At 65.8% G+C, this 24,335-nt stretch carries 24 protein-coding genes; 8 read left to right on the top strand and 16 right to left on the bottom strand.

All coding sequences use genetic code 11. The annotated features are described in order from the left end of the window. Together U1738_RS16105 and purU are read left to right on the top strand one after the other, a co-directional pair. On the top strand, nt 1-1,311 hold the full coding sequence (locus U1738_RS16105; protein WP_332790065.1) for a spinster family MFS transporter: 1,311 nt from the start codon (nt 1-3) through the stop codon (nt 1,309-1,311). Between the two features lie 13 nt (nt 1,312-1,324). Beyond that, the gene (purU, locus tag U1738_RS16100) at nt 1,325-2,179 is read left to right on the top strand and encodes a formyltetrahydrofolate deformylase (protein WP_332790064.1); all 855 of its coding nucleotides are present in this window, start codon (nt 1,325-1,327) and stop codon (nt 2,177-2,179) included. Between the two features lie 51 nt (nt 2,180-2,230). Here the strand turns inward: purU and U1738_RS16095 are convergent, their stop codons facing one another. Both U1738_RS16095 and U1738_RS16090 read right to left on the bottom strand, forming a co-directional pair. After that, on the bottom strand, nt 2,231-4,729 hold the full coding sequence (locus tag U1738_RS16095; protein ID WP_332790063.1) for a TonB-dependent receptor: 2,499 nt from the start codon (nt 4,727-4,729) through the stop codon (nt 2,231-2,233). A gap of 162 nt (nt 4,730-4,891) precedes the next feature. After that, nucleotides 4,892-6,829 carry a sulfotransferase gene (locus tag U1738_RS16090; RefSeq protein WP_332790062.1) on the bottom strand — a complete coding sequence of 646 codons (1,938 nt, stop codon included), beginning with the start codon at nt 6,827-6,829 and terminating at the stop codon, nt 4,892-4,894. 150 nt (nt 6,830-6,979) lie between these two features. Here U1738_RS16090 and U1738_RS16085 point away from each other — a divergent pair, with 150 nt between their 5' ends. Next, complete coding sequence (locus U1738_RS16085; RefSeq protein WP_332790061.1) at nt 6,980-8,047, top strand: NAD(P)-dependent alcohol dehydrogenase; 1,068 nt, start codon at nt 6,980-6,982, stop codon at nt 8,045-8,047. A 21-nt stretch (nt 8,048-8,068) separates the two neighbouring features. Here the strand turns inward: U1738_RS16085 and U1738_RS16080 are convergent, their stop codons facing one another. Both U1738_RS16080 and asd read right to left on the bottom strand, forming a co-directional pair. Continuing rightward, nucleotides 8,069-8,425, bottom strand: coding sequence for a hypothetical protein (locus tag U1738_RS16080; protein ID WP_332790060.1), 357 nt, complete (start codon nt 8,423-8,425; stop codon nt 8,069-8,071). Further along, nucleotides 8,422-9,273: an archaetidylserine decarboxylase gene (asd, locus tag U1738_RS16075; RefSeq protein ID WP_332790059.1), complete on the bottom strand. Its 852-nt coding sequence runs from the start codon at nt 9,271-9,273 to the stop codon at nt 8,422-8,424. Before asd ends, U1738_RS16080 begins: the two co-directional genes overlap by 4 nt. 142 nt (nt 9,274-9,415) lie before the next feature. Between asd and U1738_RS16070 the strand changes: the two genes are divergently transcribed. Together U1738_RS16070 and U1738_RS16065 are read left to right on the top strand one after the other, a co-directional pair. Continuing rightward, entirely contained in the window at nt 9,416-9,715 is a 300-nt protein-coding gene (locus U1738_RS16070) for a putative quinol monooxygenase (RefSeq protein ID WP_332790058.1), read from the top strand. Nucleotides 9,716-9,739: 24 nt separating this feature from the next. Then, entirely contained in the window at nt 9,740-10,381 is a 642-nt protein-coding gene (locus tag U1738_RS16065) for a glutathione S-transferase family protein (protein ID WP_332790057.1), read from the top strand. Nucleotides 10,382-10,411: 30 nt separating this feature from the next. On the opposite strand, the gene U1738_RS16060 is transcribed toward U1738_RS16065, so the two are convergent. Further along, nucleotides 10,412-11,488 carry an aldo/keto reductase gene (locus tag U1738_RS16060; RefSeq protein WP_332790056.1) on the bottom strand — a complete coding sequence of 359 codons (1,077 nt, stop codon included), beginning with the start codon at nt 11,486-11,488 and terminating at the stop codon, nt 10,412-10,414. A 79-nt stretch (nt 11,489-11,567) separates the two neighbouring features. On the opposite strand from U1738_RS16060, the gene U1738_RS16055 reads away from it, so the two are divergent. Beyond that, on the top strand, nt 11,568-12,191 hold the full coding sequence (locus U1738_RS16055; RefSeq protein ID WP_332790165.1) for a TetR/AcrR family transcriptional regulator: 624 nt from the start codon (nt 11,568-11,570) through the stop codon (nt 12,189-12,191). 6 nt (nt 12,192-12,197) lie between these two features. On the opposite strand, the gene U1738_RS16050 is transcribed toward U1738_RS16055, so the two are convergent. From U1738_RS16050 to U1738_RS16035, 4 genes are read right to left on the bottom strand one after another with little or no spacing between them, the layout of a single operon-like run. Further along, nucleotides 12,198-12,800, bottom strand: coding sequence for a response regulator (locus U1738_RS16050; RefSeq protein WP_332790055.1), 603 nt, complete (start codon nt 12,798-12,800; stop codon nt 12,198-12,200). Beyond that, nucleotides 12,797-13,891 carry a sensor histidine kinase gene (locus tag U1738_RS16045; protein ID WP_332790054.1) on the bottom strand — a complete coding sequence of 365 codons (1,095 nt, stop codon included), beginning with the start codon at nt 13,889-13,891 and terminating at the stop codon, nt 12,797-12,799. Before U1738_RS16045 ends, U1738_RS16050 begins: the two co-directional genes overlap by 4 nt. Nucleotides 13,892-13,922: 31 nt before the next feature. Beyond that, a complete protein-coding gene (locus U1738_RS16040; protein ID WP_332790053.1) occupies nt 13,923-14,672 on the bottom strand; it encodes an ABC transporter permease in 750 nt (249 codons plus the stop codon). Beyond that, entirely contained in the window at nt 14,669-15,580 is a 912-nt protein-coding gene (locus tag U1738_RS16035) for an ABC transporter ATP-binding protein (RefSeq protein ID WP_332790052.1), read from the bottom strand. Before U1738_RS16035 ends, U1738_RS16040 begins: the two co-directional genes overlap by 4 nt. A 142-nt stretch (nt 15,581-15,722) precedes the next feature. Here U1738_RS16035 and U1738_RS16030 point away from each other — a divergent pair, with 142 nt between their 5' ends. Both U1738_RS16030 and U1738_RS16025 read left to right on the top strand, forming a co-directional pair. Continuing rightward, the gene (locus tag U1738_RS16030) at nt 15,723-16,634 is read left to right on the top strand and encodes an alpha/beta fold hydrolase (protein WP_332790051.1); all 912 of its coding nucleotides are present in this window, start codon (nt 15,723-15,725) and stop codon (nt 16,632-16,634) included. Nucleotides 16,635-16,770: 136 nt separating this feature from the next. Next, nucleotides 16,771-17,988, top strand: a complete 1,218-nt coding sequence (locus tag U1738_RS16025) for a multidrug effflux MFS transporter (protein WP_332790164.1) — start codon at nt 16,771-16,773, stop codon at nt 17,986-17,988. 84 nt (nt 17,989-18,072) lie between these two features. Here U1738_RS16025 and U1738_RS16020 read toward each other — a convergent pair whose 3' ends face one another. The 7 genes from U1738_RS16020 to araD1 all read right to left on the bottom strand — a co-directional run bounded on the left by U1738_RS16020 (nt 18,073) and on the right by araD1 (nt 24,299). Then, nucleotides 18,073-18,684, bottom strand: a complete 612-nt coding sequence (locus U1738_RS16020) for a PEPxxWA-CTERM sorting domain-containing protein (RefSeq protein ID WP_332790050.1) — start codon at nt 18,682-18,684, stop codon at nt 18,073-18,075. 335 nt (nt 18,685-19,019) lie between these two features. Next, complete coding sequence (locus U1738_RS16015; protein ID WP_332790049.1) at nt 19,020-19,799, bottom strand: GDSL-type esterase/lipase family protein; 780 nt, start codon at nt 19,797-19,799, stop codon at nt 19,020-19,022. An 11-nt stretch (nt 19,800-19,810) separates the two neighbouring features. After that, on the bottom strand, nt 19,811-20,860 hold the full coding sequence (locus U1738_RS16010; RefSeq protein WP_332790048.1) for a glycoside hydrolase family 43 protein: 1,050 nt from the start codon (nt 20,858-20,860) through the stop codon (nt 19,811-19,813). A 2-nt stretch (nt 20,861-20,862) separates the two neighbouring features. Beyond that, on the bottom strand, nt 20,863-21,507 hold the full coding sequence (locus U1738_RS16005; protein ID WP_332790047.1) for a 2-dehydro-3-deoxy-6-phosphogalactonate aldolase: 645 nt from the start codon (nt 21,505-21,507) through the stop codon (nt 20,863-20,865). After that, nucleotides 21,504-22,388 (bottom strand): 2-dehydro-3-deoxygalactonokinase, encoded by an 885-nt coding sequence (locus tag U1738_RS16000; protein WP_332790046.1) that lies wholly within the window; start codon nt 22,386-22,388, stop codon nt 21,504-21,506. Before U1738_RS16000 ends, U1738_RS16005 begins: the two co-directional genes overlap by 4 nt. Next, the gene (locus U1738_RS15995; protein WP_332790045.1) at nt 22,381-23,307 is read right to left on the bottom strand and encodes a Gfo/Idh/MocA family protein; all 927 of its coding nucleotides are present in this window, start codon (nt 23,305-23,307) and stop codon (nt 22,381-22,383) included. The genes U1738_RS16000 and U1738_RS15995 overlap by 8 nt, the downstream gene beginning before the upstream one ends. Beyond that, on the bottom strand, nt 23,307-24,299 hold the full coding sequence (gene araD1 / locus U1738_RS15990; protein ID WP_332790044.1) for an AraD1 family protein: 993 nt from the start codon (nt 24,297-24,299) through the stop codon (nt 23,307-23,309). Before araD1 ends, U1738_RS15995 begins: the two co-directional genes overlap by 1 nt. Nucleotides 24,300-24,335 lie beyond the last annotated feature (36 nt).

The following is a 24,335-nucleotide window of genomic DNA, read 5'->3' as shown; positions in this document are numbered from 1 at the left end:
ATGATCGAAGGTTCGCCAAAGCTGTCATCGGCGCGTTGGTACGTCGTGTTCATCCTGGGGCTGGTGTACGCGGTCAACATCGCCGACCGCTACGTCGTCTCCACCGTCCTCGAACCGATCCGCATCGAATTCAACCTGTCGGATTCGGGCGTGGGGTGGCTGACCGGCGTATCCCTCGCGTTCTTCTACATCACCATGGGCCTGCCGATCGCGCGCATCGCGGATCGCTCCAACCGGCGCAACATCGTCGCCGGGGCGATGATCCTGTGGTCGGCGATGACCGCCCTGCTCGGCTTCACGCAAAACTATTGGCAATTCCTGCTGGCGCGGATCGGCGTCGGCATCGGCGAAGCGGGCGGCACGCCGCCCTCCACCTCGATCATCGCCGACAATTTCCCGCGCGGTCGCCGCGCCTTTGCGCTGACCATCTACGCGCTCGGCCTGCCGCTCGGCGCATGGCTGGGGTCGAGCGTGGCCGGTGCGATCGTCGAACATTTCCACAGCTGGCGCGCGGCGTTCATCGCGCTCGGCGTGCCGGGGGTGATCTTCGGCCTCATCATCCTTTTGACGGTGCGCGAACCCGTCCGGGGAAGGTTCGAAATGGTGACCGAAAATGTCGCCCGCCCCGCCACCTTCACCGAAACCTGCCGCTTCCTGTGGACGCAGCGATCGGCCTGGCACATCAATGCCGCCGGCACGATCATCTGCCTGTGGGGATGGGGCATGCTGTTCTGGACCCAGACGTTCCTGGAGCGCGCCTACGGCCTGTCGACCGCAGACGCCGGCGCGCGGTTGGGCACGATCTATTTCTGGGCCGGGACGGCGGCGACGATCGCGACCGGTGCCGTGCTCGCCTTGCCGCAGATGCAGGACGCCAAGCGCATCGCGCGTTTCCTGGGCGTCATCGTGATCGCATCGACGATACCGTCCTTCATAATCTTCCATACGCATTCGCTGTCCGTCGCGACCGCGATGCTGTGGATCGTGGTGCCGGCGGTGTATCTGTATGTCGGCCCTACCATGGCGCTGCTGCTCAACTTCCTGCCGCCGACGATGCGGGCGCAGGGCATGGCGATCAGCCTGCTGACCGCCAACGTCGCGAACCTGATCGTCGCACCGACCGCCGTCGGCTGGGCCAGCGACATGCTGGCGATCCGGCTCGGCAACAATACCGAATCGCTACGCTATGCGCTGATGGGCCTGTCGCTGACCGGATTCTGGGCCGCCTATCATTATCTCACCAGCGTGCGGACCTACGGCCCGGACGACGATCGCGTCCGCCAGGCCAGCAGCGCCCCGGCAATTCAATAGGAATCGAGACACCGTGCCGCATTACATCCTGATCCTGTCCTGCCCGGACCGGCCCGGCGTCGTCGCCGCGGTATCGGCGCATATCTTCGCGTGCGGCGGCAATATCTCGGAATCGAGCCAGTATAACGACCCCGACAGCGACCGCTTCTTCCTGCGCACCGCCTTCGTGCTGGCCGACGATGCGCGCGCGGACGATCTGCGCGCGGGCTTCGACGTTCTGGGCGCCGACTATGCGATGGATATCACGCTGCGGCCCTGCGGCACCCGGCAGCGCGTGCTGATCCTGGTATCGAAATTCGACCATTGCCTGGTCGATCTGCTGTATCGCCAGCGGATCGGCGAGCTCGACATGGACGTGGTCGGGCTGGTTTCGAACCATTCGCGCGAGGCGCTCGGCCAGCCCGATTTCGGCGACATCCCGTTCCACCACCTTCCCGTCACGCGCGAGACGAAGCGCGACCAGGAGCAGCGCATCCTCGCGCTGGTCGAGGAGAGCGATGCCGATCTGGTGATCCTCGCACGCTATATGCAGATCCTGTCGGACGAACTGGCGGCGGCGCTGTCGGGGCGGTGCATCAACATCCACCACAGCTTCCTGCCCGGTTTCAAAGGCGCGAAACCCTATCATCAGGCGCATGCGCGCGGCGTTAAGGTGATCGGCGCGACGGCGCACTACGTCACCAGCGATCTCGACGAGGGGCCGATCATCGAACAGGATGTCGAGCGGATCAGCCATGCCGACACGCCCGAGGATCTGGTGCGCAAGGGCCGCGATATCGAACGCCGCGTATTGTCGCGCGCGGTCGGGCTGCATCTCGACGGGCGCGTGCTGATCAATGGTGCACGGACGGTCGTGTTCAGGGACTGACCAAGCGTTGCTGCGGCAACCCCGGCGGAGCGATCCGCCGGGGTTGAAGCTTCAGAACTTCACCTTCACGCGCACGCCGATCGTGCGGGGACGGGCATAGGTCACGCGGCTGCCCGCCTGATAGACCTGATAATAGGTCGCCCGGGCGATGTTCACCACGCCGACGCCGTTGGCGAGATTGTTGCCGTACAGGCCCAGTTCGAACTTCCCGATATCATAGGCGATCGCCGCGCTGAGATTGTGCGATTCGGGGATCACGGCAAACGTCTGGCTCGGCCCGGTCGAGGTCAGTTTACCGCTCACCAGCGTCGTCGTGAAATTGTTGAACGTGGTGTTCTGGGTCGACTGGTATTGATAGCCGGCCTGCAGGTGCAGCGCGCCCGCCCCCATCGGACGATCGTAGAAGATCTGCGCGTTGGCGGTGAACCTGGGGTAATAGGGCGTGCGATCGCCGTCGAACGCGCCAACCGTGGGAATATCCCCCTTAGCCTTCGAATCGTTATACGAACCGCTGAGCGACAGCGTCACCTCGGGCGTGGCCTTGATCATCGTTTCGAGCTCCAGCCCCTTGCTGGTGATCTTGCCCTTGTTGTCGGTGAAGAAGTACGAACAATTGAGCCGCAACCGGGTCTGCACATCGGTCCAGTTGATATAATAGGCACTGGCGTTGAGCGTTACGCGGCCACCCGCGAGCTTGGCCTTTTCACCGATCGTATAGTTCCAGATCTTGTCGGGGCCGAAGGTGAGCGGCGCGGCCGTGTACCCGTAACCGGCGAGATTCTGGGTGCATTGCCCGGCGATGCCGGTCGATCCCAGCGGCACCGGCTGGTTGCCGCCGCCATAGCGGAAGCCCTTGGCCACTTCGCCATAGATCATGAAATCGTCGTCGACGTGATAGGACACGTTGGCGCGCGGATTGACGCCGTTCGATTTCAGCCGGGCGTTCGTGGTGAGCGGGATGTGATTGACCACGCCGTACACGCCGCTTTCGTACAGGTAATATTTTTCCTTGAAGTTGAAATAACGCAGGCCCGCCGTCAGATCGAGCTTGTTGGTCGCATGCCAGGTGCCGTCGGCATAGGCGGCGAACTGATGTTCGTTGACGTCCTGCAGGCCGGAAAAGATGTCGTCCTTCTGGAACGCCTTGTCGACCAGTTGCGAATCGTATTTGCCGTTGGGCGTCGCGAACGGGCCGTAGAAATAGTTCATGTACGACAGGGTATCGAAGCCCGCGACCGGGATATCCTGACGCAGGTGGCGATCCTGCTTTTCGTAGAACGCGCCGACCGTCCAGCTGACCGGGCCGCCCGGCTTGGACGTCAGCCTCGCTTCCAGCATGTAGTCCTTCAGCTTCTGGTCGATCTGATAGAGTTCGGCCGGCAACGAGCGGGCCAGCGCGTCGCTATACGCCGTCGGTGCGTTGAAGATCGGATAAGAATTGGCCTGGGGCGTCGGCAATCCCCCGTAATTCTGGAAGAAATACCCGATCGTCGGCTCGGTGCTGGCGTCGAACCCGATCGCGCGATCGGTATAGGCGCCGGTCACGATCAGATTGGCGAAGCCGGCGTCGTAATCCGCGCCCAGCGTGTAAAGGCGGAAGCGATCGTCCGTGCCCTCCGGTCCGTTCGTCAGGATCGTATAGGGTTTCAGGCCGTCGAATGCGGCATTCAGGCCGTTCGCGATGCTGCGCTCGTACGTGATGCTGCCGTCGATGGTCAAATCGGGGCTCGGCGTCCAGCGCAACGCGATGCGGCCCTGATAGGTGTTGTTGCGGTTGGCGTTATCCTTGTTGCGCTTGCCGATATTGTCGATGAAGCCGCCATCGCGCCCGACATAGAAATTGGCGCGGAGCGCCAGCGTATCGGCGACGATCGGCAGGTTGACCATGCCGCGCGCATTGTAGCTCGCCTCGCCGTGATCGGTCGTCGCCGCGCCGGTTTCCGCCGTGCCGTAGAAGGTCTTGAGATCGGGCTTGGTGGTGACGAAGCGCACCGTGCCGGCCATCGATCCGGCACCGAACAACGTGCCCTGCGGCCCGCGCAGGATTTCGACGCGCTCGAGATCGTAGATCTTCAGGTCGGGCGTCTGGCCCTGTACCGAGATCGGCGTATCATCGAGATAGACCGCGACGAGCGAGCGATCGGACGTATCCGAGGTGTTGTACGTGCCGGTAGACAGGCCGCGCATATTGAATTTGTTGAAGCCCGGCCCGCCTTCGGTGATCGACAGCGACGGCGTGAATTTGGCGAGATCGACGAGGTTGCCCTGGCCCGATTTGGTGATCTGGTCGACGTTCACCACGGCGATCGCGATCGGCACGTTCTGCAGCGCCTGCGCGCCGGAACGGCTGGCGGTGACAACGATCTCGCCGAGCTGCGAATCCGCATCGGACGGGGCGGCCTGCACCGGTGGCGGTGCGGTCTGAGCGGCGGCCGGGCCCGTCAGGGCAAGGGCGGACAGGCCGCTCAGGATGGCGGTGGACACCATCCACCGCGTGCGGCGCGTGGCGACGACCTTCATTCCAGAATCGGCATCGAACGGTATCATCATATAGCCCCCCATCCAAAATCCCTCAGTGAAGTGGCCATGGGACCATCGGTTCGCGCGCACTGTGCGTCTTCGAAGGCCGGTCCCTGCCCCCCAGAGGCAAGGTCACCCCTAATACCGAAACCGAAAAACACTATAATCGGATGAAGCCATCCAATATTGTCATCAGCCTGACCGAAAGCCGTCATCGTTCCGACGCGCGATTGCCTCGAACAATGGCCCGAGCCAGGGCTCGAATTGCCGCCAGCGTCCGATCGCGCCCCGATATAGCGGGCGTCGGACCTGTTCGGAACTGGCGGTGCGAACCGCGCGGGGCGTTTCGAAGAAACGCAGGCAGGCCGGATCGAATTCCAGCCCGCAATGATCGAGCAGACGGCGCGTCTCGCCCTCGGCATCGTCGATCAGCGTCTCATACTCGATCCGCAGCACCCGGCCGGGCAGCACCGTGTCGAAATGCGTCATCAATTCGAGGTAGCCGTTATAGTAAAGACCAAGATCGCCGAGATCGTAGCTATACCCCTGCCCGGCAGCAAAACTCTGCGAAAACAGCGACACGCAGCAATCGCGCGGATCGCGCCGCACGTCGATGATCCGCGCCTCCGGCAGCATCAGATGGATCAGACCGATATGCAGGAAATTGCCGGGAAACTTATCGACGAAGTGCGGTCGATCGGTGCGACGGCGCGCTTTGGTGCGCGCGACATACTCCGCGCCCAGCCGGGCGAACGCATCGCCGGGCAATCGGGCGAGATCGTCCGGATAGACGATATCCCGGGCCAGCGCGCGGGCGATCGCGGTGAGATCCGGTAGCTCGGACGCCCCTTCGACCGCTGGGTGGGAGGCGAGGATCTGCTCGACCAGGCTGGAGCCGGAACGCGGCATGCCGAGCACGAAGATCGGGCTCGGCGTGGAGAAGCCGGCACCGGCACGGTCGGCAAGGAATTGCGCGTCGAACGTCGCGATCGTGCGACGGATGAAGTCGGCATGCGCATCAGCATCGTACGGCACGCTCGGCCGGCGCAGGGCGTTGGCGGCGCTGTAATTCGCGAAGGCCGTGTCCGCGTCGCCGCGATCCTCGTACGCACGGCCCAGCGCGAAGTGGATATAGGATCGCGCCGCCGCGTCGATCCCAGTACTTGACGTCAGGCGATGCATGGCGGCGACCTCTTCGGCGGTAAGCGCGCCGGTCTTCAGGTCGGCCATGCTCCAATAGGCTTCTCCGAAGGAAGGGTCGGTCAGGATCGCCTTGCGATATGCGGCCAGCGCTTCGTCCCGCCGACCGACGACCCGCAAGGCGTGACCGTAACCTTGCCACACCCCCGCGTCGTCACCCGCGAGCAGGGACGCCCGGGCAAGCATTTCGACGGCTTCGTTCTCGCGCGCGAGGCCGATCAAGATCGCCGCGCGCAAGGTGAGCGCCACGACGAGATCGGGGCACGCCAGCAGGAAGCGATCGATGGCGATAAGCGCTTGTGCATCCTCACCGCACCGATGCAGCGCTTCCGCATGACGCAGGATCGCGGGCGGATAGGCCGGCGCCTTGACGAGGGCCGTGCCCAACAGGCCGGCAACCGCATCGTGCAACCCGAGCGTCATGCAGATATCGGCAACAAAATTCGCGCCAGCGATATCGCCGATATCCAGATCGAACCGTTCGCCCGCGGCCTCGTCGCCTCGCAGCACGGCGGCGACAGCGGTGTGCAATGCAGGGTCCGCCATCGCGGCGCTCAACCGATCGTCCGCCAGCCGCTCCCCGGCCACCGTCGCCAGATCGCGCAAGGCATGCGCGGCGAGCAACGACCGGGGGTTGCGATCGATCGCGCGCCGCAGCGCCGCGATCGCGTCCATCACATTACCCGTAGCGCCCAGCGCCAGCCCATGTTCGAAATGCACGCCCCAAGCCCGGGGCAACCTGGTCGCCAACGATCCGAGCAACGCCACCGCGCCCGCGCCATCGCCACATCGACGCCTGGCGGACGCCAGCAGCAGCATGGCCTCGTCCGAAGGCCGTTGCCGATACGCCTGCTCCGCCAGCCGCAAGGCACGGGCCGGATCGCGGCGCAGCACGCTTTTGGCCATGGTCAGGGAATCGGTCGGGATCATAGGCCATGGTCGCGATTATTCTCGCCGGGCTCAAGCGACGTGCGAATTTGTCATCGACCGTGATGCAAATGATATTTGCCGCTGTGGAGATGTTCGATCGATACCGGCACGGCGAGGCTGCACAGCGCATTCGAACCCAAGGAGCCCAACATGACCTCATCGGCAATCGGGTATGCGACGCAATCCGCCGAAGCGCCGCTTGCGCCGTTCAGTTTCGAGCGACGCGACCTTCAGCCGAAGGATGTCGCGATCGATGTCCTGTTCTGCGGCGTGTGCCATTCCGATCTGCATACGGTGCGTGGCGAATGGGGCAGCACGCACTATCCCTGCGTTCCCGGCCATGAGATCGTCGGGCGCGTCACCGCAATCGGGGAAGAGGCCGGTAAATTCTTGATCGGCGATATCGTCGGCGTGGGCTGCATGGTCGACAGTTGCGGTTCGTGCCCGTCCTGTACCGAGGGCGAGGAGCAATATTGCGAAACCACCGGCATGGTGGGCACCTATAACGGTGCGGATCCGGTGCTGGGCGGGCATACCTTCGGCGGCTATTCGGACCATATCGTGGTCGATCGGGATTTCGTGCTGAACATCGGCCATGCCGAAAGCGATCTCGCCGCCGTCGCGCCGTTGCTGTGCGCGGGGATCACAACCTATTCGCCGCTGCGACACTGGAAGGTCGGGCCGGGGCAGAAGGTCGGCGTGGTCGGTCTCGGCGGGCTCGGCCATATGGGCGTGAAGATCGCCGCCGCGATGGGGGCCGACGTCTATGTCTTCAGCACGTCGCCCAACAAGCGCGAGGACGCCAGGCGGCTCGGTGCCAAGGATCTGATCGTCTCCAGCGACAAGGACGAAATGGCCAAGCATGGCGACAGCTTCGACTTCATCCTCAACACCGTCGCGGCCTCGCACGATCTCGACCAGTTCCTCGTATTGCTGAAACGCGATGCGGCGATGACGCTGGTGGGCATCCCCGAGACGCCCCACCCCTCGCCCTATGTCGGCAATCTGGCTTTCAAGCGGCGGATTCTTACCGGCTCGTTGATCGGCGGTATCGCCGAAACGCAGGAGATGCTCGATTTCTGCCTGGAACATGGGCTGACATCGGATGTCGAAGTGATTCCCATCGCCGACATCGAGATCGCTTACACTCGCATGCTGAAGGGTGACGTGAAATATCGCTTCGTCATCGACATGCGGTCCCTGAACGCCGCGGCCTGATTCGCCCGACGGCGACCACAGTCACCGATAGCGCAACGTCTTCTCGAAGCCGTCATTCGTCTTGGTCATCTTGGCGATCCGCCTCAGATGCCCGCGAACGTGGCGTTCGAAACGCACGTCGTCGTAGATCCCCGTCGCGCGATAATCGTCCATGCCGATCAGGGCCTTCACTCGCGCGGCGAATACGGCCTGCCCGTCTGCCCAATCCCCCTTGAGCGCGCTGCAGACCCATTCCTCCGCCGCCGCCAGATCATAATCGTCGCGCGCCTCGTACCCGCGCCTGTCCGCCGCCGCCTGATCCAGTTTCGCCGCGGCGGCGCGGCGATCCAGCCACGTTCGGACCAGCGCCGCATTCCAGGGCTTGGGGGTATCGCTCATACCGGGCGCTCGCCCATGCGCTCACCAAGCTGCACCAATCGCTCCGGCGTCCAGCTCGCATCGAAAGTGATCGTGCCCGGCCGGAACAGCATCACGATCGTCGAGCCGAGCAGGAAGCGGCCCATTTCCTCGCCCTGTGCCAGAACGATGTCCCGGTCGGCGTAGCGCCATTCGGCCACGGCACCGTTGCGCACCGGATTGACGATTCCGTGCCAGGGGGTGGCCATGCTCCCGACGATGGTCGCGCCGACCAGCACCAGCACGAACGGGCCGTGGTCCGGGCTGTCGAACACGCATACCACGCGCTCGTTCCGCGCGAATAGATTGGGCACGCCGCGCGCGGTGACCGGGTTCACCGAGAACAGGCTGCCGGGAATGTAGATCATGCGCCTCAGCCTGCCCGCGCACGGCATGTGGAGGCGGTGATAATCCCGTGGCGACAGATAGAGGTTCGCGAAGCTGCCATGGCGGAACTCGGCCGCCAGCGCGGCGTCGCCACCGATCAATTCGGTGGTGGTGAAACGATGACCCTTGGCCTGCACGATGTGATGATCGTCGATCGCGCCGAGCTGGCTGATCGCGCCATCCACCGGGCAGACGAAATCGGCCGGGGCCAACGGGCGGGCGCCGACCTTTAGCGGGCGCGTGAAGAAGTCGTTGAAACTGGCATAGCTGGCGACGTCCGGGTCGGCGGCCTCGCTCATGTCGACGCTGTATCTGGCGACGAACCAGCGGATCAGCCGCGTCGTCATCGCGCCGCCCCGCGCCCGCGCGACCCGGCCGGCCAAAAGGGTGAGATGCCGTTTGGGCAACGCATATTGCAGCAGGACGGTGAAGCGATCGGACATCTTGAACCCTTGGGTGTCGGCCAGCCGCCGTAACAGTCGATCGCGCCGATGCACGAGTTTTTCTGAAGTTCTTCGGCCATTTGCGCCCCTTGCCTCGGCGCGCCGAAGCGAGCAGATCGGCGGCGCAGCGCAGGAGCATGTCATGACCATCAAGATCGTCGCCTTCATCACCGTCAAGCCGGGCGAGGAAGATACCTTCATCGCGGCGGCCCGGATCTGCGTCGCGGCATCGCGTGCCGAACCCGGCGTGCTGCATTACGATCTGTGGCGCGAGACCGAGGGCGAGCGCCGGTTCGTGTTCAACGAACTCTATACCGATGACGATGCCATCAAGGCGCACATGGCATCCGACCATTTCAAGGCGTTCGGCCAGGCCGCGCGCGGCTTCGCGGCCGCCCGACCCGAAATCATCGCGACGGAAGCGATCGACGTCGCCGACTGACGCCTGTCCGGACGGGAGACTATCGTGCTGACCATCCATCACCTCGGCAAATCGCAATCCGAGCGGATCGTCTGGCTCTGCGAAGAGCTCGGCATTCCCTATGACCTGAAGCGCTACGAACGGGATGGCCGCACGATGCTCGCGCCCGCCGACTACAGGGCGCTGCACGCGCTCGGCGCAGCCCCGGTCATCACCGATGGCGACGTCGTGCTCGCGGAATCGGCCGCGATCGTCGAATACGTCATCGCCCGGCATGGCGGCGGTCGCCTCGCTATGGGACCGGACGCGCCGGGCTATGCCGATTTCCTGTACTGGTTCCATTTCGTCAACGGCACGCTGCAACCGGCCCTTGGCCGTCGCATGGTGCTGACCCTTGCCTCGGTCGCCGACGATAACCGGATGATTCTCGCCACGACAGCCCGCATTCGCCTGGCGCTCGGGTCGATCGAGGAACGGCTGGCCGGCAACCCGTTCCTGGCAGGCGACGATCTGACCGCGGCCGATATCATGATGGTCTTCACGCTGACGACGATGCGCTATTTCGCTCCGTTCGATCTGTCGCCCTACCCCGCGATCCTGACATATCTGCGGCGGATCGCCGATCGGCCGGCCTACCGCGCGGCGATGGCGAAGGGCGATCCCGGCATGACGCTGCTGTTGGACTGATCGATCAGAAGGCGCCGGTCGGCGGCCGGGTCACTCTCCCCAGCCGGCCACATCGTTTCCGCCGAAGATCATGCGGCGGATGAACGGTTGCGCCAGCGACGCGCTGAATCCCGGTGCCGGCGCGCTGGCGGTATCGAGCCGTGCCATCTGGTCTTCGGAAAGGCGGATGTCGGTGGCGGCGATGTTGCTGTCCAGCTGCGACACCTTGCTCGCGCCGATCAGCGTCGAGGCGACACCCGGGCGCGCCAGCGTCCACGCCAGCGCAACCTGCGCCGCCGGCCGATCGAGTTCGCTCGCGACCGCCTGCAGCACGTCGAGAATGTCCCAGTTGCGATCGACGAACTTGCTGTCGCCGAACGGGTTCGCGCCGCTCAGCCGCCCGGTATCGGCGGTATTTCCGCGCGCATATTTTCCGGTCAGGAAGCCGCCGGCGAGCGGGCTCCAAGGCATGATGCCCATCGCGCCCTCGTGTGCCGCCGGGAAGTGCTCGGCCTCCACGTCGCGGGCGACCAGCGAATATTCGAGTTGCAGCGCGATCGGCCCGGGCACGCGGCGTTCGGTGGCGATCGTCGCCGCCTTCATCGCCAGCCAGGCGGGCATGTCCGACAGGCCGTAATAGCGGATCTTCCCCGCGCGGACGAGATCGCCGAGCGTCTGGACGATCTCGTCGACCGGGGTCACGCCGTCCCAGATATGCATCCAGTAGAGATCGATATAGTCGGTGCCGAGCCGCTTCAGCGAAGCGTCGAGCGCGCGGTGGATGTTCTTCGCCCCCGCCCCGCCGGCATTGGGGTTGCCGCGCCCGGCCTGCGCGGCGCTCAGCGGGCTGGCCGAGCCGTTGAACGCGAACTTGGTCGCCAGCACGATCTCGTCGCGGGTGCCGCTGTCGGCGATGAACCGGCCCACCAGGCGCTCGCTGTCGCCGCCCGAATAGATGTCGGCGGTGTCGACGAAATTGCCGCCGGCCGCGCGATAGGCATCGAAGATCGCCCGCGATGTCGCCTCGTCGGCACCCCATGCGCCCGGCCCGAAGGTCATGGTCCCCAGCGCAAGCGGGCTGACGACGAGGCCGGAACGGCCCAGCGTGCGGAAGTCGGTGAGGGACATGAGGCTACTTTCCTAGCGTTCGATACGAAAGTCATGCTATCGGGTTCGCACCGAGTCAATTGATTTCAGAGTGATCATTATGAAATCGTCCGAAGCTGTCGAGACGCACCGCCGCAAATCTGGCCGCCCCTTGTCGTTCGACCGCGATGCCGCACTCGAACAGGCGATGCTGGCCTTCTGGCGACACGGCTATGAAACCACGTCCATCGTCGATCTCACCACCGCGATGGGGGTGACGGCGCCCAGTCTGTACGGCGCATTCGGCGACAAGAAGCGGTTGTTCCTCGAAGCGGTACGCCTCTATGCCGGAGACCCCGGGGAGATGTCGCGGGAGATCGATGGCGCGGCCAGTGCTTATGACGCGGCAAGCATGCTGCTGAACGGCGCCGCGATCGCCTATACCGGCGACACGACCCCCCGGGGTTGCCTCCTCGCCAGCGCGACCGCCAGCGGTTCGGCCGCGTCCTGCGATGTGCAGGAGGCGATCGCGGACATCCGGCGATCGATGGCGGCCAGCCTCGAAGCACGGATCGCGCGGGACATGGCGGATGGCAAACTTGCGACCGCCACGGATGCCGCCGCGCTGGCGGGGTTGGTCATGGCGGTTGCGCAGGGGATGTCGGTGCTGGCGCGCGACGGGGCATCGCGGGCGACGCTGCGAGCGATCGTAGCGACCGCGCTTGCCGCATGGCCGCGGCGTTGAGAGCCGTCAGAGCCAGCCCTTCTCCCTCGCGATACGGCTGGCCTCGACCCGGTTGTTGGCCCCGATCTTGGCGGCCGCTTCGGACAGATAATTGCGCACGGTGCCCGGCGAGAGCGACAGCCTGCGCCCGATCTCTTTGTTGGACAGCCCCTCCTCCGCGAGCCTGAGCGACACCCTCTCGCGCTCGGTCAGCGGATCGTCCCCTTCCCAGGCGGTCGCGGCGAGATCGGGTGCGATCGCCCGGCCACCGCCTGCGACCGTGCGGATCGCGGCGGCCAGTTGCTCGACCGGGCTGTCCTTGAGCAGATAGCCCTTCACCCCGGCGGTCTGCGCGCGCCGGAGATACCCGGCCCGGCCGAAGGTGGTGACGATCACCACGCGGGTCGCCAGACCTTCGTCCGCTATGCCCTGCGCCACCTCGATCCCGGAGCGTTTCGGCATCTCGATATCGGACAGCAGGATGTCGGGCAGCAGCCTGCACACCAGGTCCAGCGCCTCGTCGCCATCCGTCGCGCGCCCGACGACCTCGATATCGGTCTCGTATCCGAGCAACGTCGCGATCGCGCCGAGCACCAGCGCCTGATCCTCGGCGACGACCACCCGGATCATGCGGCACCCGCGGGCACGGATGCGGCAAGCCTGGTGCCCGGCATCGTGTGTTCGAGCATCAGGCTCCCGCCCGCCGCCGTCAGCCGCTGCCGCATCCCCGCCAGACCGGTCCCCTCGGTGAACGATCCGCCGCGACCGTCATCCTCGACGGTCAGCCGCGCCATATCGTCGAGGATCGAGACCGCCATCCGGCAATGCCGTGCGCCGGCGTGGCGGATGACGTTGGTCACCGCCTCGCGCAGCGTCATCGCCAGCACCGCGCCGGCCTGCGGCGGCACGCTGTCCGGATCGCCGGCGAACTCGGCCGTCACCCCCGCCGCCGCCAACGCGCCGCGCGACACCTCGGCCTCCCGCGCGAGCGATCCCCCGGCCATACCGGCCAGCGCCGCGCGCAACTCCCCCAGCCCTTCGCGCGCGACACCGGCGACGCTGCGCATCTCCTCGGCCGCCGCGCCCGGATCGTCGGCCGCCAAGCGGGCGGCGATATCGGATTTCAGCGCGACGAGCGTCAACGTCCGCCCCACCACGTCGTGCAGGTCGCGCGTGATGCGCTCGCGCTCCGCCGTCTGGCTCAGCCGCCGCACCTCCTCCTGCGCCACCAGCAGCGCGTCGTTCCGGTCCAGCACCGCCTCGCGCGACATCACGCCGAACCCGGTCGTCCCGATCAGCAGGACGCCGGGCAGCCACCAGATCAACGGGTGCGAGAGCGTCAGCCCGACCACGACGGTAAGGGCGGCGAACGTGAAGATCGTCCATCCGGCAAACCGGCTTGGGCGCAGGGCACCGGCCATCGCCCCGGCATAGATCGCGAACACCGTCCAATTGCCGCCCCAGGGCGCGAGCGCGACGGCCACAACCATCACCAGACAGGCGGCGGCGAACAATCCCCAGCCAGTCACCCAAGCTCGGCTCAGGTACAGCGGGAGGAAGAGGATCAGCCCGATCGCGGAGGCGATGACGCCGGTGCGCGTCGGCTTCACCCACAGCCACGGCAGCACGTAGAACGGCAGATAGGCGAGCCATGGCAGCGGGCCATTGAGAAAGCGCCGCAAACCGGTTTCGTTGCGCATCGATGGCCGTGCCTGGGTCATGGAACGAGCGTCTCCGTTGCGCAGGTCCACGTCAAGCCGGGCTGCGTCGCCAGCCGGTCCATGCCCAGACGGTGGCCACGCCGACCATCGCCATCACGACCGCGACGTGAACCACCGTGTCGCCGATGAAGGGTGCGCCGACGATTGCGCGTCCGATCTGGCCGAGATGATAGGCCGGCACGACCTCGCCGAGCGCACGCATCCAGGCCGGGAGCAAGGTGGACGGGATCCACAATCCCCCGATCACCGCCGATCCCAGGAACAGCGCATTCGCCATCGCGACGGCCCCCTTTCCGCCCATGCGCATGCCGATCCCGAAGCCGATCAGCGCATAAGGCACCGTCGAGACGAGATGCAGGCCGACGAGCAGCGCCCAGCGCTCCGGCGCGAGCCGGACGCCGGCGACCAGCGACAGCGCATAGATCAGCGTGATCGCGGCGGCGGTCGCGGCGACCGCGGCCGCCAGCTTGGCCGCGACATACGCCGCCGGCGGCATCGGCGACACGCGTTTCAGCTCGATCAATCCCTGCTCCCGCTCCATCGCCACGCCGGCACCGAACCCGAACAAAGCGGGGCCGATCGACGCGAACACGCCGTACCCCGCCAAAGATGCCGCCGCCGCCTCGGGCGACGGTTTGCCGAGCGCGAGCGTGAACAGCGCGTAGAAGGCCGCCGGAGTCAGCACCGAGGGCAGCATGAATTGCGGCAATCGCCACGATCGGCGCAGTTCGGCAACACATTCGCGGCGCCATACGCCGGCGGGTTGGGCAATCGCGCTCATGCCGCGATCCTTTCATCGGCGTGGAGCAAAACGGACAGTGCGTCCTCAAGCGACGCGTCGGCGATCCGCAGATCGGCCAGTTCCGGGTCCGCGCCGAGCAGCGCGCGAACGGTGGCGATGGCGTTGCCCGACTGGACGATGCACTCGGCCCCCGCGCGCTCGATCCGGCGGACCGCAGGCAGCGCCATGAGGTTGGCATCGGCCAAGACCGTGCGGCAGCGCAGGGTCGATCCGCCGACCTGCGCACGGATCGCCGCCGGCGTGTCGTCGGCGATCACCCGGCCCTTCGCCATCACCAGGACGCGATCGGCCAAGGCGTCGGCCTCGGCGAGATCGTGGCTGGTGAGCAGCACCGCCGCGCCCGAATCCGCCGCATCGCGTACCGTGGCCCACAGCGCCATCCGCGCCTCCCGGTCCATCGCCGCGGTCGGCTCGTCTAGCACCAGCAGATCGGGCCGTCCGCAGATCGCCAGCGCATATTGCACCCGCCGCGCCTGACCGCCCGACAGCGCGCCGCAGCGACGTTCCGCCAGATCGCCGAGGCCCGCGATCGCCAGCGTCTCGGCAACCGGCCGGGGATCGGCATAATAGCCCGATTGCAGCGTCACCACCTCGCGGATCGTCAGCACGTCGGGCAGGCCCGCCGCCTGCAGCATGACGCCCATCCGCGCGCGCGCCGCCGGCCGGATCGGATCGAGACCGAACAACACCGCCTTGCCACTGTCCGGGCGCACGCGCCCGGTGAGCAGGCTGACCGACGTCGTCTTCCCCGCACCATTGGGTCCGAGCAACGCGGTCACTTCCCCTGCTCTGACCTTCAGATCCAGCCCCGCCAGCACGGCATTGCCGCCGAGCGCCTTAGACACCCCGACCAGCGCCGCCACGACCGATAAATCCTCGCGCTCCATGTGCATCTCCTTGCTATGAAACAGGTGATGCACCCGGATGCCGCGCGGCGTCAGTGCGCGATGTCATGCGCGGCGGGTGACAGATGTCACTGTTCGCGGACCGGGAATTCCGCGCATCTGTCCCCAGCAATTGGAGGCATGCATGAGAGACTTTCACATCGGATCGCTGGCTTTCACACTCGGGGCTGCGGCGTCGCTCGCACTGGCCATGCCGACACCGGCTTCAGCCCAGAACACGACGACCGCGCCGGCACGGCTCTATGCGGACAGCAAGTTCGTCTCCACCGATCGCATCTCGGTCGAGATCGTCGGGACCGGGCCGGACGTCGTCCTCATCCCCGGCCTCGCTTCGTCGCGCGAGACGTGGCGGCGCACCGCGGATCGGCTCCGCGCCCATTTCCGGCTGCATCTCGTGCAGATCAACGGGTTCGCCGGCACGCCGGCACAGGCGAATGCCAGCGGCCCGATGTTCGATCCGGTCGCAGAAGCGATTGGCGCGTATATCGGCACGTTCAAGCGGCCGATCCCGGTGGTCGGGCACAGCCTTGGCGGTACGCTGGGGCTGGCGATCGCAGAGCGGCATCCGGGGCTGATCTCGAAGCTCATGCTGGTGGATACCCTGCCCTTTTTCGGGGTCGTGATGGGCGGGCCGAATGCGACGCCGGACACGATCAGGCCGATGGCGACGGCGATGAAGGCGGGCATGACCCGCGCGATGCCCGACGACCGCGCGCAGCAGATGGCCGCCTCGATGATCACCGCGCCGGCCGATGTCACCCGGCTGGTCGGCTGGATGCAGGCCAGCGACCCGGCGGTGGTCGCGGCCGCGATGATCGACGACATGCTGGCCGATCTGCGACCCGGCCTCGGCGCGGTCGGCATCCCGGTGACGGTGCTTTACGAGACTCCCCTCGGCGACCCTGTGAAGACCGGTTATGCCGCTTTGCCCAAGAAGACGCTGATCGAAGTGCCCGGCGCCAAGCACTTCATCATGTACGACCAACCCGTGCTGTTCGACAACGCGCTGGACGCCTTTCTGCGCGCCAAGCCCTGACCAGCGCCCCGACAACCCAACGATCTCCGGCCCACCGAAAATCGAGGATTGCTCCGTTCCAGGCGTCACAGCCCGCGACAATTGCAAAGCTACCGGCTAGGCGGACCTGATGAATAGCGAAGTGCAGCCCGCGGGCATGAAGCGGCGGGAATTCGTGGCGTTCATCGCCGCGGTGATGGCCGTGAACGCCCTGGGCGTGGATCTGATGCTGCCCGCGCTCGCCGATATCGGGCGCGAGCTGAGCGTCGGCGCGGCCAATAACCGGCAGTGGATCATCACCGCCTACATGCTCGGTTTCGGGGCCGGGCAACTCGTCTATGGTCCGCTGGCGGATCGCTATGGGCGGAAGCCCATTCTGGTCGTGACGCTGGCCGGCTTCGTCGCGGCGAGCATCTTCGCCGCCGGATCGCCCACATTCGAGGCGTTGCTCGGCGCGCGCGTGTTGCAGGGGCTGATGTCGGCGTCCACCCGCGTGCTGGCGGTGGCGATCGTGCGGGACGGCCAGTCCGGGCGTCAGATGGCGCGCACCCTGTCGCTCGCGCAGATGATCTTCTTCCTCGTGCCGATCCTCGCCCCCAGCCTGGGGCAGATTCTGCTGGAATTCGGGCCGTGGCGCTTCATTTTCTATGCTTTGGCCGGTTTCTCGGCGTTGGTGCTCGCCTGGTCGGCCCTCCGCCTGGCTGAGACCCTACCGACGGCGCGGCGCATTCCGCTGTCGCTCGCCACGCTGAAACAGGGCTATCGCCTCACGCTGACCAACCGTTTCTCGCTCGGCTATGCCGTCGCGGCTTCGATGACGTTCGGCGGGATCATCGCGTTCGTGTCCTCCGCACAGCAGATTTTCGTCGACGAATTCCATGCCGGCAGCCGGTTCACCTGGCTCTTCGCCTTATGCGCCTTCGCCATGGGCTGCGCGTCGTTCCTGAACAGCCGGCTGGTCGAGCGGCTCGGCACGAGGCTGATTTCGCAAACCGCACTGATCGCCCTGATCGTCCTGTCGCTGCTGCATCTGGTCGTCATCGCCGCCGGCGAGGAGTCGCTGTGGACCTATATGATCTTTCAGGCCGTGTGCATGACATGCATCGGCCTGTGCGGATCGAATTTCGGTGCGATGGCGATGGAGCCGGTCGGGCATATCGCCGGCACCGCATCGTCAATTCAGGGATTCATCACCAGCATCGGTGCCGTGCTGGTCGGATCGGCGATCGGCCAATCCTATGACGGAACGACTTTTCCATTGGCGATCGGCTATCTCGCCATCGGCCTCGCGGTGCTCGCGATCGTCTATGTGATCGAAGGCGGACAATTGTTTCAGGCGCGCATGTCGCCGCCGTCGATCCAGCCGGAAGCGTGAGCCGCTAAAGTCGCATATGGTCGGCACAGCAAAAAGCCGCCGACCTTTCGGCCGGCGGCTTTCCGTTCGCGTGACGAAGCGAACTTATGCGTAGGTGACGGTCGTCGAAACCTTCGCACGGCGACGCATGCCGAAGCCGACCATGCCGAAGCCGGTGAGCATCAGGCCCCAGGTTGCGGGCTCGGGAACGGCGGCGGCCACCTGGCTGAACGAGAACTGGCCGGTGTAATCCGACGGATCACCGCCCGATACGGCGCGGAATGCGCTGACGTTGTCGGCCGGGCTACGATCCCAGCCGAAACCGGTCAGCGTATAGGTCACGCCGCCTGCGGTCGCGCTGGTGCCACCGGTGAAGGTGCTGCCGACATACTGGCCCGAGATCGTCGCACCGTCAGCGAAGATCAGCGTCAGCGTGTAGAACGGATCGGAGTTGGTCGAGGTGCCGCCCGGGAAGCCATCGCCTGCGATCGAATAGTTGTTCGAACCCAGCGTGGTCGCCGACGACGTGAAATTGTCGGTCGGGTTGATCACGTTGCCGAACGGGCGGACCAGGAACAGCGTGTAGAAGGTGTCGGCGGAATTGGTGTTCCAGACCGTGCCGCTCGGGCCGTTCACGCTCGCGCTGATCAGATTCGCGGCGTTGGCACCGGTCGTCATGCCGATTGCTGCAATCCCCGCCAGAATATATTTTTTCATCATCGTTCCTACTTTTTAAGCCAACAAAGTTTTTTTGCGCCGCGATCGCAATCCTCGCTCGCACGTTGCGAGAGCAAACCACGCTGCAGACACTCCGGAACTAAAGCATGTTCCGTGCCAATCCCGCTTTTCGGCCATTCCGAAATGGCCAAAATTCAAACTGTAACATTGAGCGACATGCCACCGCATATCTCTGAAATATCGGGCATTTTTGTGCGGCGCAACGAACTCTCGCCACTATGTTTTCGTTCCCGCGAAAATGCGGATTTTTTCGGCTCGGCTGATTGCCGGGTCGCCCCGTCCCGAAACGGCACGGCGACAACCCGACGCGAGGGTCAACGGTCGCGGGTCAACCGATCGATCTCGGCCTTCATCGCGTCGGCCCAAATCTGATACCCTCGGGCGTTGGGATGAAGGTAATCCGGCATAAGATCACCGGGCAGCGTGCCATCGGCGGCGAGGAATTTGGGGCCGACGTCCAGGTAGAACACCGTCTTGCGGTCGGCCAATCCGGCGATGATCGTGTTTGTGGCATTCACCGCCAGACGCAACGGATCGTCGCTACGATTGCCGCGCGGAAAGATGCCGAGCAGCAGGATTTTGGCGGCGGGCAGTCTGCGCCGGATCGCCCCGACCAAAGCCGCCACGCCATCGGCGGTTTCCGCAGCACCCATCCGATTGGCATTGGCGAGGTTGTTCGTGCCGATCATCAGCACGACCAGCTTTGGTGTCAGGCCATCGAGTTCGCCATGATTGATGCGCCACAACACGTGCTGCGTCTCGTCCCCGGCGATGCCGATATTATAGGGGCGGAAGCGTCCGAAATAATCCTCGAATATCTCGCGCTGCGGGTCGTTTCGCCACCAATCGGTGATCGAATCGCCGACAAAGACCAGATCGGTCCCGCCGGTTTTGATCAGCCGATCCTTGCGCGCGAGGAATGCTAAATGCCGGTCGAGATCCTTTTCAGCCGGCATGCGTCCGCGCTGTTGCGACGGTTGCGGATCGGCTTGGGGCAACGCGGTGGCGGGCGATAGCGCGGGGGTGGCGATCAGTCCGGCGATCAGGACCAACCGGGCCAGAACCGATCTTTTGCGTGTTGCGAGCAGATGCATGGGCCTCTCCTTTATCCGTGGTGTGGACGTCCATTGCCCGGCACCGGGACGTCCGCCTTGGTCGGGCGGGCGAAAACCGGAGTGCCGCTCGGCGACCATCCGACGCGCTGGATCCGGGGCGCGCGCCTTGCGGTGCACTTCATGTCCGGCCCGGGATTGGCGTGATACACGATCCACGTCTCAAGGCCGTCGGGCGAGGTGAAGAAGCCGTTATGGCCGGGTGCGAACACGCTTTGGTCCGGCGCCTTGGCGATCACGGCGTGCGGCGTCTTGGTCCAGACTTTTGGGTCGAGCGGGTCGCTGCCGGGCGGCGCACTAAGCAGGCCGATGGCGTAATCGTCCGACCAGCAGGCGCTGGCGGAATAGCTGAGTAACAGATCGCCGTTCGGCCCGGCGAGATATTCCGGGCCTTCCAGAATCTGCCGCCCGCCCTGCCGCTCCCAGGGCCGGTCGGGCCGGGCGATGATCGTCTCCGGGCCGGTCAGCGTCCACGGATCGGACATCTCCACGATCGCCAGATCGCTGTCCGGGCCGACATAGGGCGAGTAGACGAAATAGCGCTTACCGCCATGCGCGAAGGTGGTGCCGTCGATGCCGGTATGGGCGGTCTTCAGCCGACCACGATCGACCCATGTTCCCTCGGTGGGATCGTCGCCGGTGTTTTCCAGCACGAAGATGCCGCGATGCGCATCGTCGTCATGCCCGTTCTCCGCCGCAGTATAATAGATGTACCATATGCGACCGATGCGATGCAGTTCCGGTGCCCAGATCGATTGCGCGTTCGGCCCAGTAGCGGGCGGGGTCCAGACCGTCGTTTCGGGTGCCTCGGCCAGCCGGGCCAGATCCCCGGTCTTGCGGATCGCCAGCCGGTTGCCGAGCGTGTTCATGTAATAATAGGTGTCGTCCTGCCGCACGATCCACGGATCGGCGCCGGAGGGCAGCAGCGGATTGGCGATCGTCGCCTCGGGTCGGCGCGCATCGGCTGGCGAGGGCGACGCAAGTCCCAACCCGATCGCACCGACCAGCGCCAGCGCGACCGAGCGGCCGGGCGCACTCGTCATCATCAGCGCTTCAGGCCGAGCGTATCGACCGCTGTGGCGAAGGCGCGTGCGTTGATCCCGACCTGCTCCGCTGTGTCCCCCGGCCGGTACAGCGCCGATCCGAGCCCGAACCCCGCCGCTCCCGCCGCGACCCAGGGCTGCATCGTCACGGGCGTGATCCCGCCGACCACCAGCTTCGGCACGGCTGGCGGCAGCACCGCCGCCAGCGCTTTGACGACACCGGGGCTCATCGCCTCGGCGGGGAAGAATTTCAGCGCGTGCGCGCCAGCCTGCAGCGCGGCGAACGCCTCGGTCGCGGTCCAGCACCCGGGCAGCGAGGCGAGGCCGGCCGAGACCGATGCGGCGATGACCTCAGGGTTGGTGTTGGGGGAGACGATCATTCGCCCGCCGGCGTTCGCGACGGCGGAGACCTGATCGGTCGACAGCACCGTGCCCGCGCCGACCATCGCCACGCCCTCCAGATGCCGCGCCAGCCGCTCGATCGACACCAGCGGGTCGGGAGAATTCAGCGGCACTTCGATCAGCGTGAAACCCGCGCCGACCAGCACGTCGCCGACCGCCTCGACCTCGTCCGGCGTGATGCCACGCAGGATGGCGACCAGCGGAAAACGGTCGAAGGCATGCCTGAAGTCTTGCGCGATGCTCATGACAATCGGTTCCAGATGCTGGTGATGCCGCCGACAAAAGCGGCCTGGCTGTCGATCAGGCGGGGTCGCCCGCCAACGGCATCGATCGCGGCGGCATAAAGGCCGCCGAGTTGCGGATCCGCCAGTAGGAAGACTTCGAGATCCTTGCCGTCCAGCTGGGCGCGAACGTCAGTCCCGATCAGCAGCCCGCTGACATAGGATGCCGCGCCGGCACCGTCGCGCGACCCGGTGACGAAATCCGCCCGCACGCCGAACAGGCGCGTGAGCAGCGCATCGTCGGCGGCGTCGCGCACGCCACGCAGAAAATCCGGCCCGGCCTCGACCTCGTCGGTCATTTGCGTGGCGAGCAGGCTGTGCTTCTGCAGCAGGGCAAACACCTCACCGGTCATCGCCGTCGCAAAGTGCGTGATCGCCCCGCCCGTCACCGTCGCCCATTTGCAGTGCGTGCCGGGCTGGCAAAGATAGGCGTCGTCCGGCACCAGCCCAGCCGCGACCGCACCGAGCAATTGCACCTCCTCGCCGCGCATCACATCGCTGCGTCCGGGTCTGCGTAGCGCCACACCGGGGACGATTCCGGTACGCTCCGGTTCGACCCAGACAATCTTGTCGGCCAGCGCCGCCAGATCGGCCGGGCAATCCGCATAGGGCACATCGATCCAGCCCCGGTTCGACCCGACCATCCCCGCGCACAGCATCGGCAGGTCACCCATCCGTGCGCGGATTTCGGCCACGTCGGCCGCGAAGCCACCCTGCCCCACCGCCAGGATGCCGCGATCGTCCCGCTGCGTTTCCTCCACCGCGCCATCGACCACGCGGTACACCCGGCGATTGGTGGTGCCCCAATCGACCGCCAGGAAAGGATTGCGCGTCCGCTCAGTCATGGAACGCTTCGGTCGTCTCGCGCCGGCCGCGCAGGAACGCGTCGGCCACCAGTCGCAACGGATCGGTATCGACATCGCTGCGCCCGCCATGGATCAGCGAGGCGAAGCGTGCGTACAGGCCGGGATATTCGCGATCCTCGCTATGATCAGTGCCGGTCGGCAGCGACAGCACCGCACCGCCGTTCGACAGCTTCATCGTGCCGGCATCGGTCTCGACGATGATGTCCCAGCTTTGCGGGCCGGTCTGGCGCCAGTCGAGATCCATCATGATCGGCGCGCCGCTCGTATCGCGGAACTCGATATCGGCGGCGATCGGCGCGGCGCGGTTGGCGGGAATCGTCAGCGTCGCTGCCTTGAGGAAGAACGGGCGCGGCAGGATGTGCGTCGCGATCGACAGCGCGTTGATGCCGGGATCGAATACGCCGAGGCCACCCGGTTCCCAGATCCACGCCTGTCCCGGATGCCACACGCGCACGTCTTCGCGCCAGACGATCGCGACCCGGTCGATCCGCCGTTCGGCCAGCCACGCCCGCGCCGGGGCGACCCCGGCGGCGAAACGCGAATGCCATGCGGCAAACAACGTCACGCCCACCTTGCGTGCCTGATCGTCGAGCGCGGCCACCTCCGCCAAAGTCGCGCCGGGTGGTTTTTCGAGGAATACATGCACACCCCGCGCCAGCGCCTGCGTCGCGAGATCGTAACGCACCTGTGGCGGCGTGCAGAGCGCGACCGCATCGACCGCCGGTCCCTCGGCCAGCAGAGCATCCAGGCTGCGGTGATGCGCCACCCCCGCCACACCCGGATCGTGCGGCGACACCGTCGCGGCCAGCCCGAATGCGGCATTGCCGGCGATCGCGGGCAGATGCTGGTCGCGCGCGATCTTACCCATGCCGACCACGGCGATGCGGATCGGGTCCATCACAGCGCCCGGATGCTGACGGGTGCCGCCGCCGCGCGGGCCAGCGGATTGCGCACCGGCAGCGTGAACGGTGCGGCCTCGATCTCGAACACGTCGCCGACCTCCGTCCGCACCGCATCGCTGAAGGACAAGGTCGCCGTGCCGAAGAAATGCACATGAATGTCGCCGGGGCGGCGGAACAGCGCATATTTGAAATGATGCGCCTCGAGATTGGCGATGCTGTGCGACATATTGTCCTCGCCCGACAAGAACGGCTTTTCCCACAAGGTCTCGCCGTTCCGCACGATCCGACTGGCACCCTCGACATGGCTTGGCGGCGGACCGACCAGCAATTCCGGCCCGAGGGCCGCCTGGCGCAATTTGGAATGGGCGAGCCACAGATAATTGTGCCGCTCGGTCACATGATCGCTGAATTCGTTGGCCAAGCACAGGCCCAGGCGGAACGGCGTGCCGTCCGGTCCGATCAGATAGATGCCGGCAAGCTCCGGTTCCTCGCCGCCATCCTTGGCGAATTCGGGCATGGTCAGCGGCGCGCCCGGCGCGACCAGTTGCGATCCATCGCCTTTGTAGAACCATTCCGGCTGCTGCCCGGTCTCGCCCGCCGCCGGCTTGCCGCCTTCGACGCCTTCCAGGAACATGCGCATCGAATCGGTCTTCGCCTCGGTCGCGGATGTCTCGCGGTGCATCTTGTCGCGCCCCTCGGCCGATCCGAGATGCGTCAGGCCGGTGCCGGTGAGCAGGACATGCGCATCGTCGTCATGATCGATCGGCGCGATCAACCGGCCCGCCGCATATTCGGCGGCCAGATCGACCGCGTCACCGGTGCCGCAGGACGCCACCGCCTGTTCCAGCGTCACGCCGTCGGCAATCGCACGCGCCGCCAGCGCGCGAACGCTCGCCACGCCGGACACGAACGCCGCATTGTCGTCACGCGCCGCGATCACCGATCGCGTGCCATCGGCGGCGCGATGCTGCAGCAGACGGAATGCCATAAACTCTCTCCCTGAACCCGTGCCGTCGTTGCGGCT

The sequence above is a fragment of the Parasphingomonas caseinilytica genome, from assembly GCF_036663755.1.
Classification (GTDB): domain Bacteria; phylum Pseudomonadota; class Alphaproteobacteria; order Sphingomonadales; family Sphingomonadaceae; genus Sphingomonas.
Note: the sequence above shows the minus strand (reverse complement) of the source record. Positions and strands in the feature narration are given on the sequence as shown.

What these genes read in the sequence shown, in the direction of transcription:
- U1738_RS16105 (WP_332790065.1), top strand. Translation starts at nt 1, where the DNA reads ATGATCGAAGGTTCGCCAAAGCTGTCATCGGCGCGTTGGTACGTCGTG.
- U1738_RS16095 (WP_332790063.1), bottom strand. Translation starts at nt 4,729, where the DNA reads ATGATGATACCGTTCGATGCCGATTCTGGAATGAAGGTCGTCGCCACG.
- U1738_RS16090 (WP_332790062.1), bottom strand. Translation starts at nt 6,829, where the DNA reads ATGATCCCGACCGATTCCCTGACCATGGCCAAAAGCGTGCTGCGCCGC.
- U1738_RS16085 (WP_332790061.1), top strand. Translation starts at nt 6,980, where the DNA reads ATGACCTCATCGGCAATCGGGTATGCGACGCAATCCGCCGAAGCGCCG.
- U1738_RS16080 (WP_332790060.1), bottom strand. Translation starts at nt 8,425, where the DNA reads ATGAGCGATACCCCCAAGCCCTGGAATGCGGCGCTGGTCCGAACGTGG.
- asd (WP_332790059.1), bottom strand. Translation starts at nt 9,273, where the DNA reads ATGTCCGATCGCTTCACCGTCCTGCTGCAATATGCGTTGCCCAAACGG.
- U1738_RS16070 (WP_332790058.1), top strand. Translation starts at nt 9,416, where the DNA reads ATGACCATCAAGATCGTCGCCTTCATCACCGTCAAGCCGGGCGAGGAA.
- U1738_RS16060 (WP_332790056.1), bottom strand. Translation starts at nt 11,488, where the DNA reads ATGTCCCTCACCGACTTCCGCACGCTGGGCCGTTCCGGCCTCGTCGTC.
- U1738_RS16055 (WP_332790165.1), top strand. Translation starts at nt 11,568, where the DNA reads ATGAAATCGTCCGAAGCTGTCGAGACGCACCGCCGCAAATCTGGCCGC.
- U1738_RS16050 (WP_332790055.1), bottom strand. Translation starts at nt 12,800, where the DNA reads ATGATCCGGGTGGTCGTCGCCGAGGATCAGGCGCTGGTGCTCGGCGCG.
- U1738_RS16045 (WP_332790054.1), bottom strand. Translation starts at nt 13,891, where the DNA reads ATGACCCAGGCACGGCCATCGATGCGCAACGAAACCGGTTTGCGGCGC.
- U1738_RS16040 (WP_332790053.1), bottom strand. Translation starts at nt 14,672, where the DNA reads ATGAGCGCGATTGCCCAACCCGCCGGCGTATGGCGCCGCGAATGTGTT.
- U1738_RS16035 (WP_332790052.1), bottom strand. Translation starts at nt 15,580, where the DNA reads ATGGAGCGCGAGGATTTATCGGTCGTGGCGGCGCTGGTCGGGGTGTCT.
- U1738_RS16030 (WP_332790051.1), top strand. Translation starts at nt 15,723, where the DNA reads ATGAGAGACTTTCACATCGGATCGCTGGCTTTCACACTCGGGGCTGCG.
- U1738_RS16025 (WP_332790164.1), top strand. Translation starts at nt 16,771, where the DNA reads ATGAAGCGGCGGGAATTCGTGGCGTTCATCGCCGCGGTGATGGCCGTG.
- U1738_RS16020 (WP_332790050.1), bottom strand. Translation starts at nt 18,684, where the DNA reads ATGAAAAAATATATTCTGGCGGGGATTGCAGCAATCGGCATGACGACC.
- U1738_RS16015 (WP_332790049.1), bottom strand. Translation starts at nt 19,799, where the DNA reads ATGCATCTGCTCGCAACACGCAAAAGATCGGTTCTGGCCCGGTTGGTC.
- U1738_RS16010 (WP_332790048.1), bottom strand. Translation starts at nt 20,860, where the DNA reads ATGACGAGTGCGCCCGGCCGCTCGGTCGCGCTGGCGCTGGTCGGTGCG.
- U1738_RS16005 (WP_332790047.1), bottom strand. Translation starts at nt 21,507, where the DNA reads ATGAGCATCGCGCAAGACTTCAGGCATGCCTTCGACCGTTTTCCGCTG.
- U1738_RS16000 (WP_332790046.1), bottom strand. Translation starts at nt 22,388, where the DNA reads ATGACTGAGCGGACGCGCAATCCTTTCCTGGCGGTCGATTGGGGCACC.
- U1738_RS15995 (WP_332790045.1), bottom strand. Translation starts at nt 23,307, where the DNA reads ATGGACCCGATCCGCATCGCCGTGGTCGGCATGGGTAAGATCGCGCGC.
- araD1 (WP_332790044.1), bottom strand. Translation starts at nt 24,299, where the DNA reads ATGGCATTCCGTCTGCTGCAGCATCGCGCCGCCGATGGCACGCGATCG.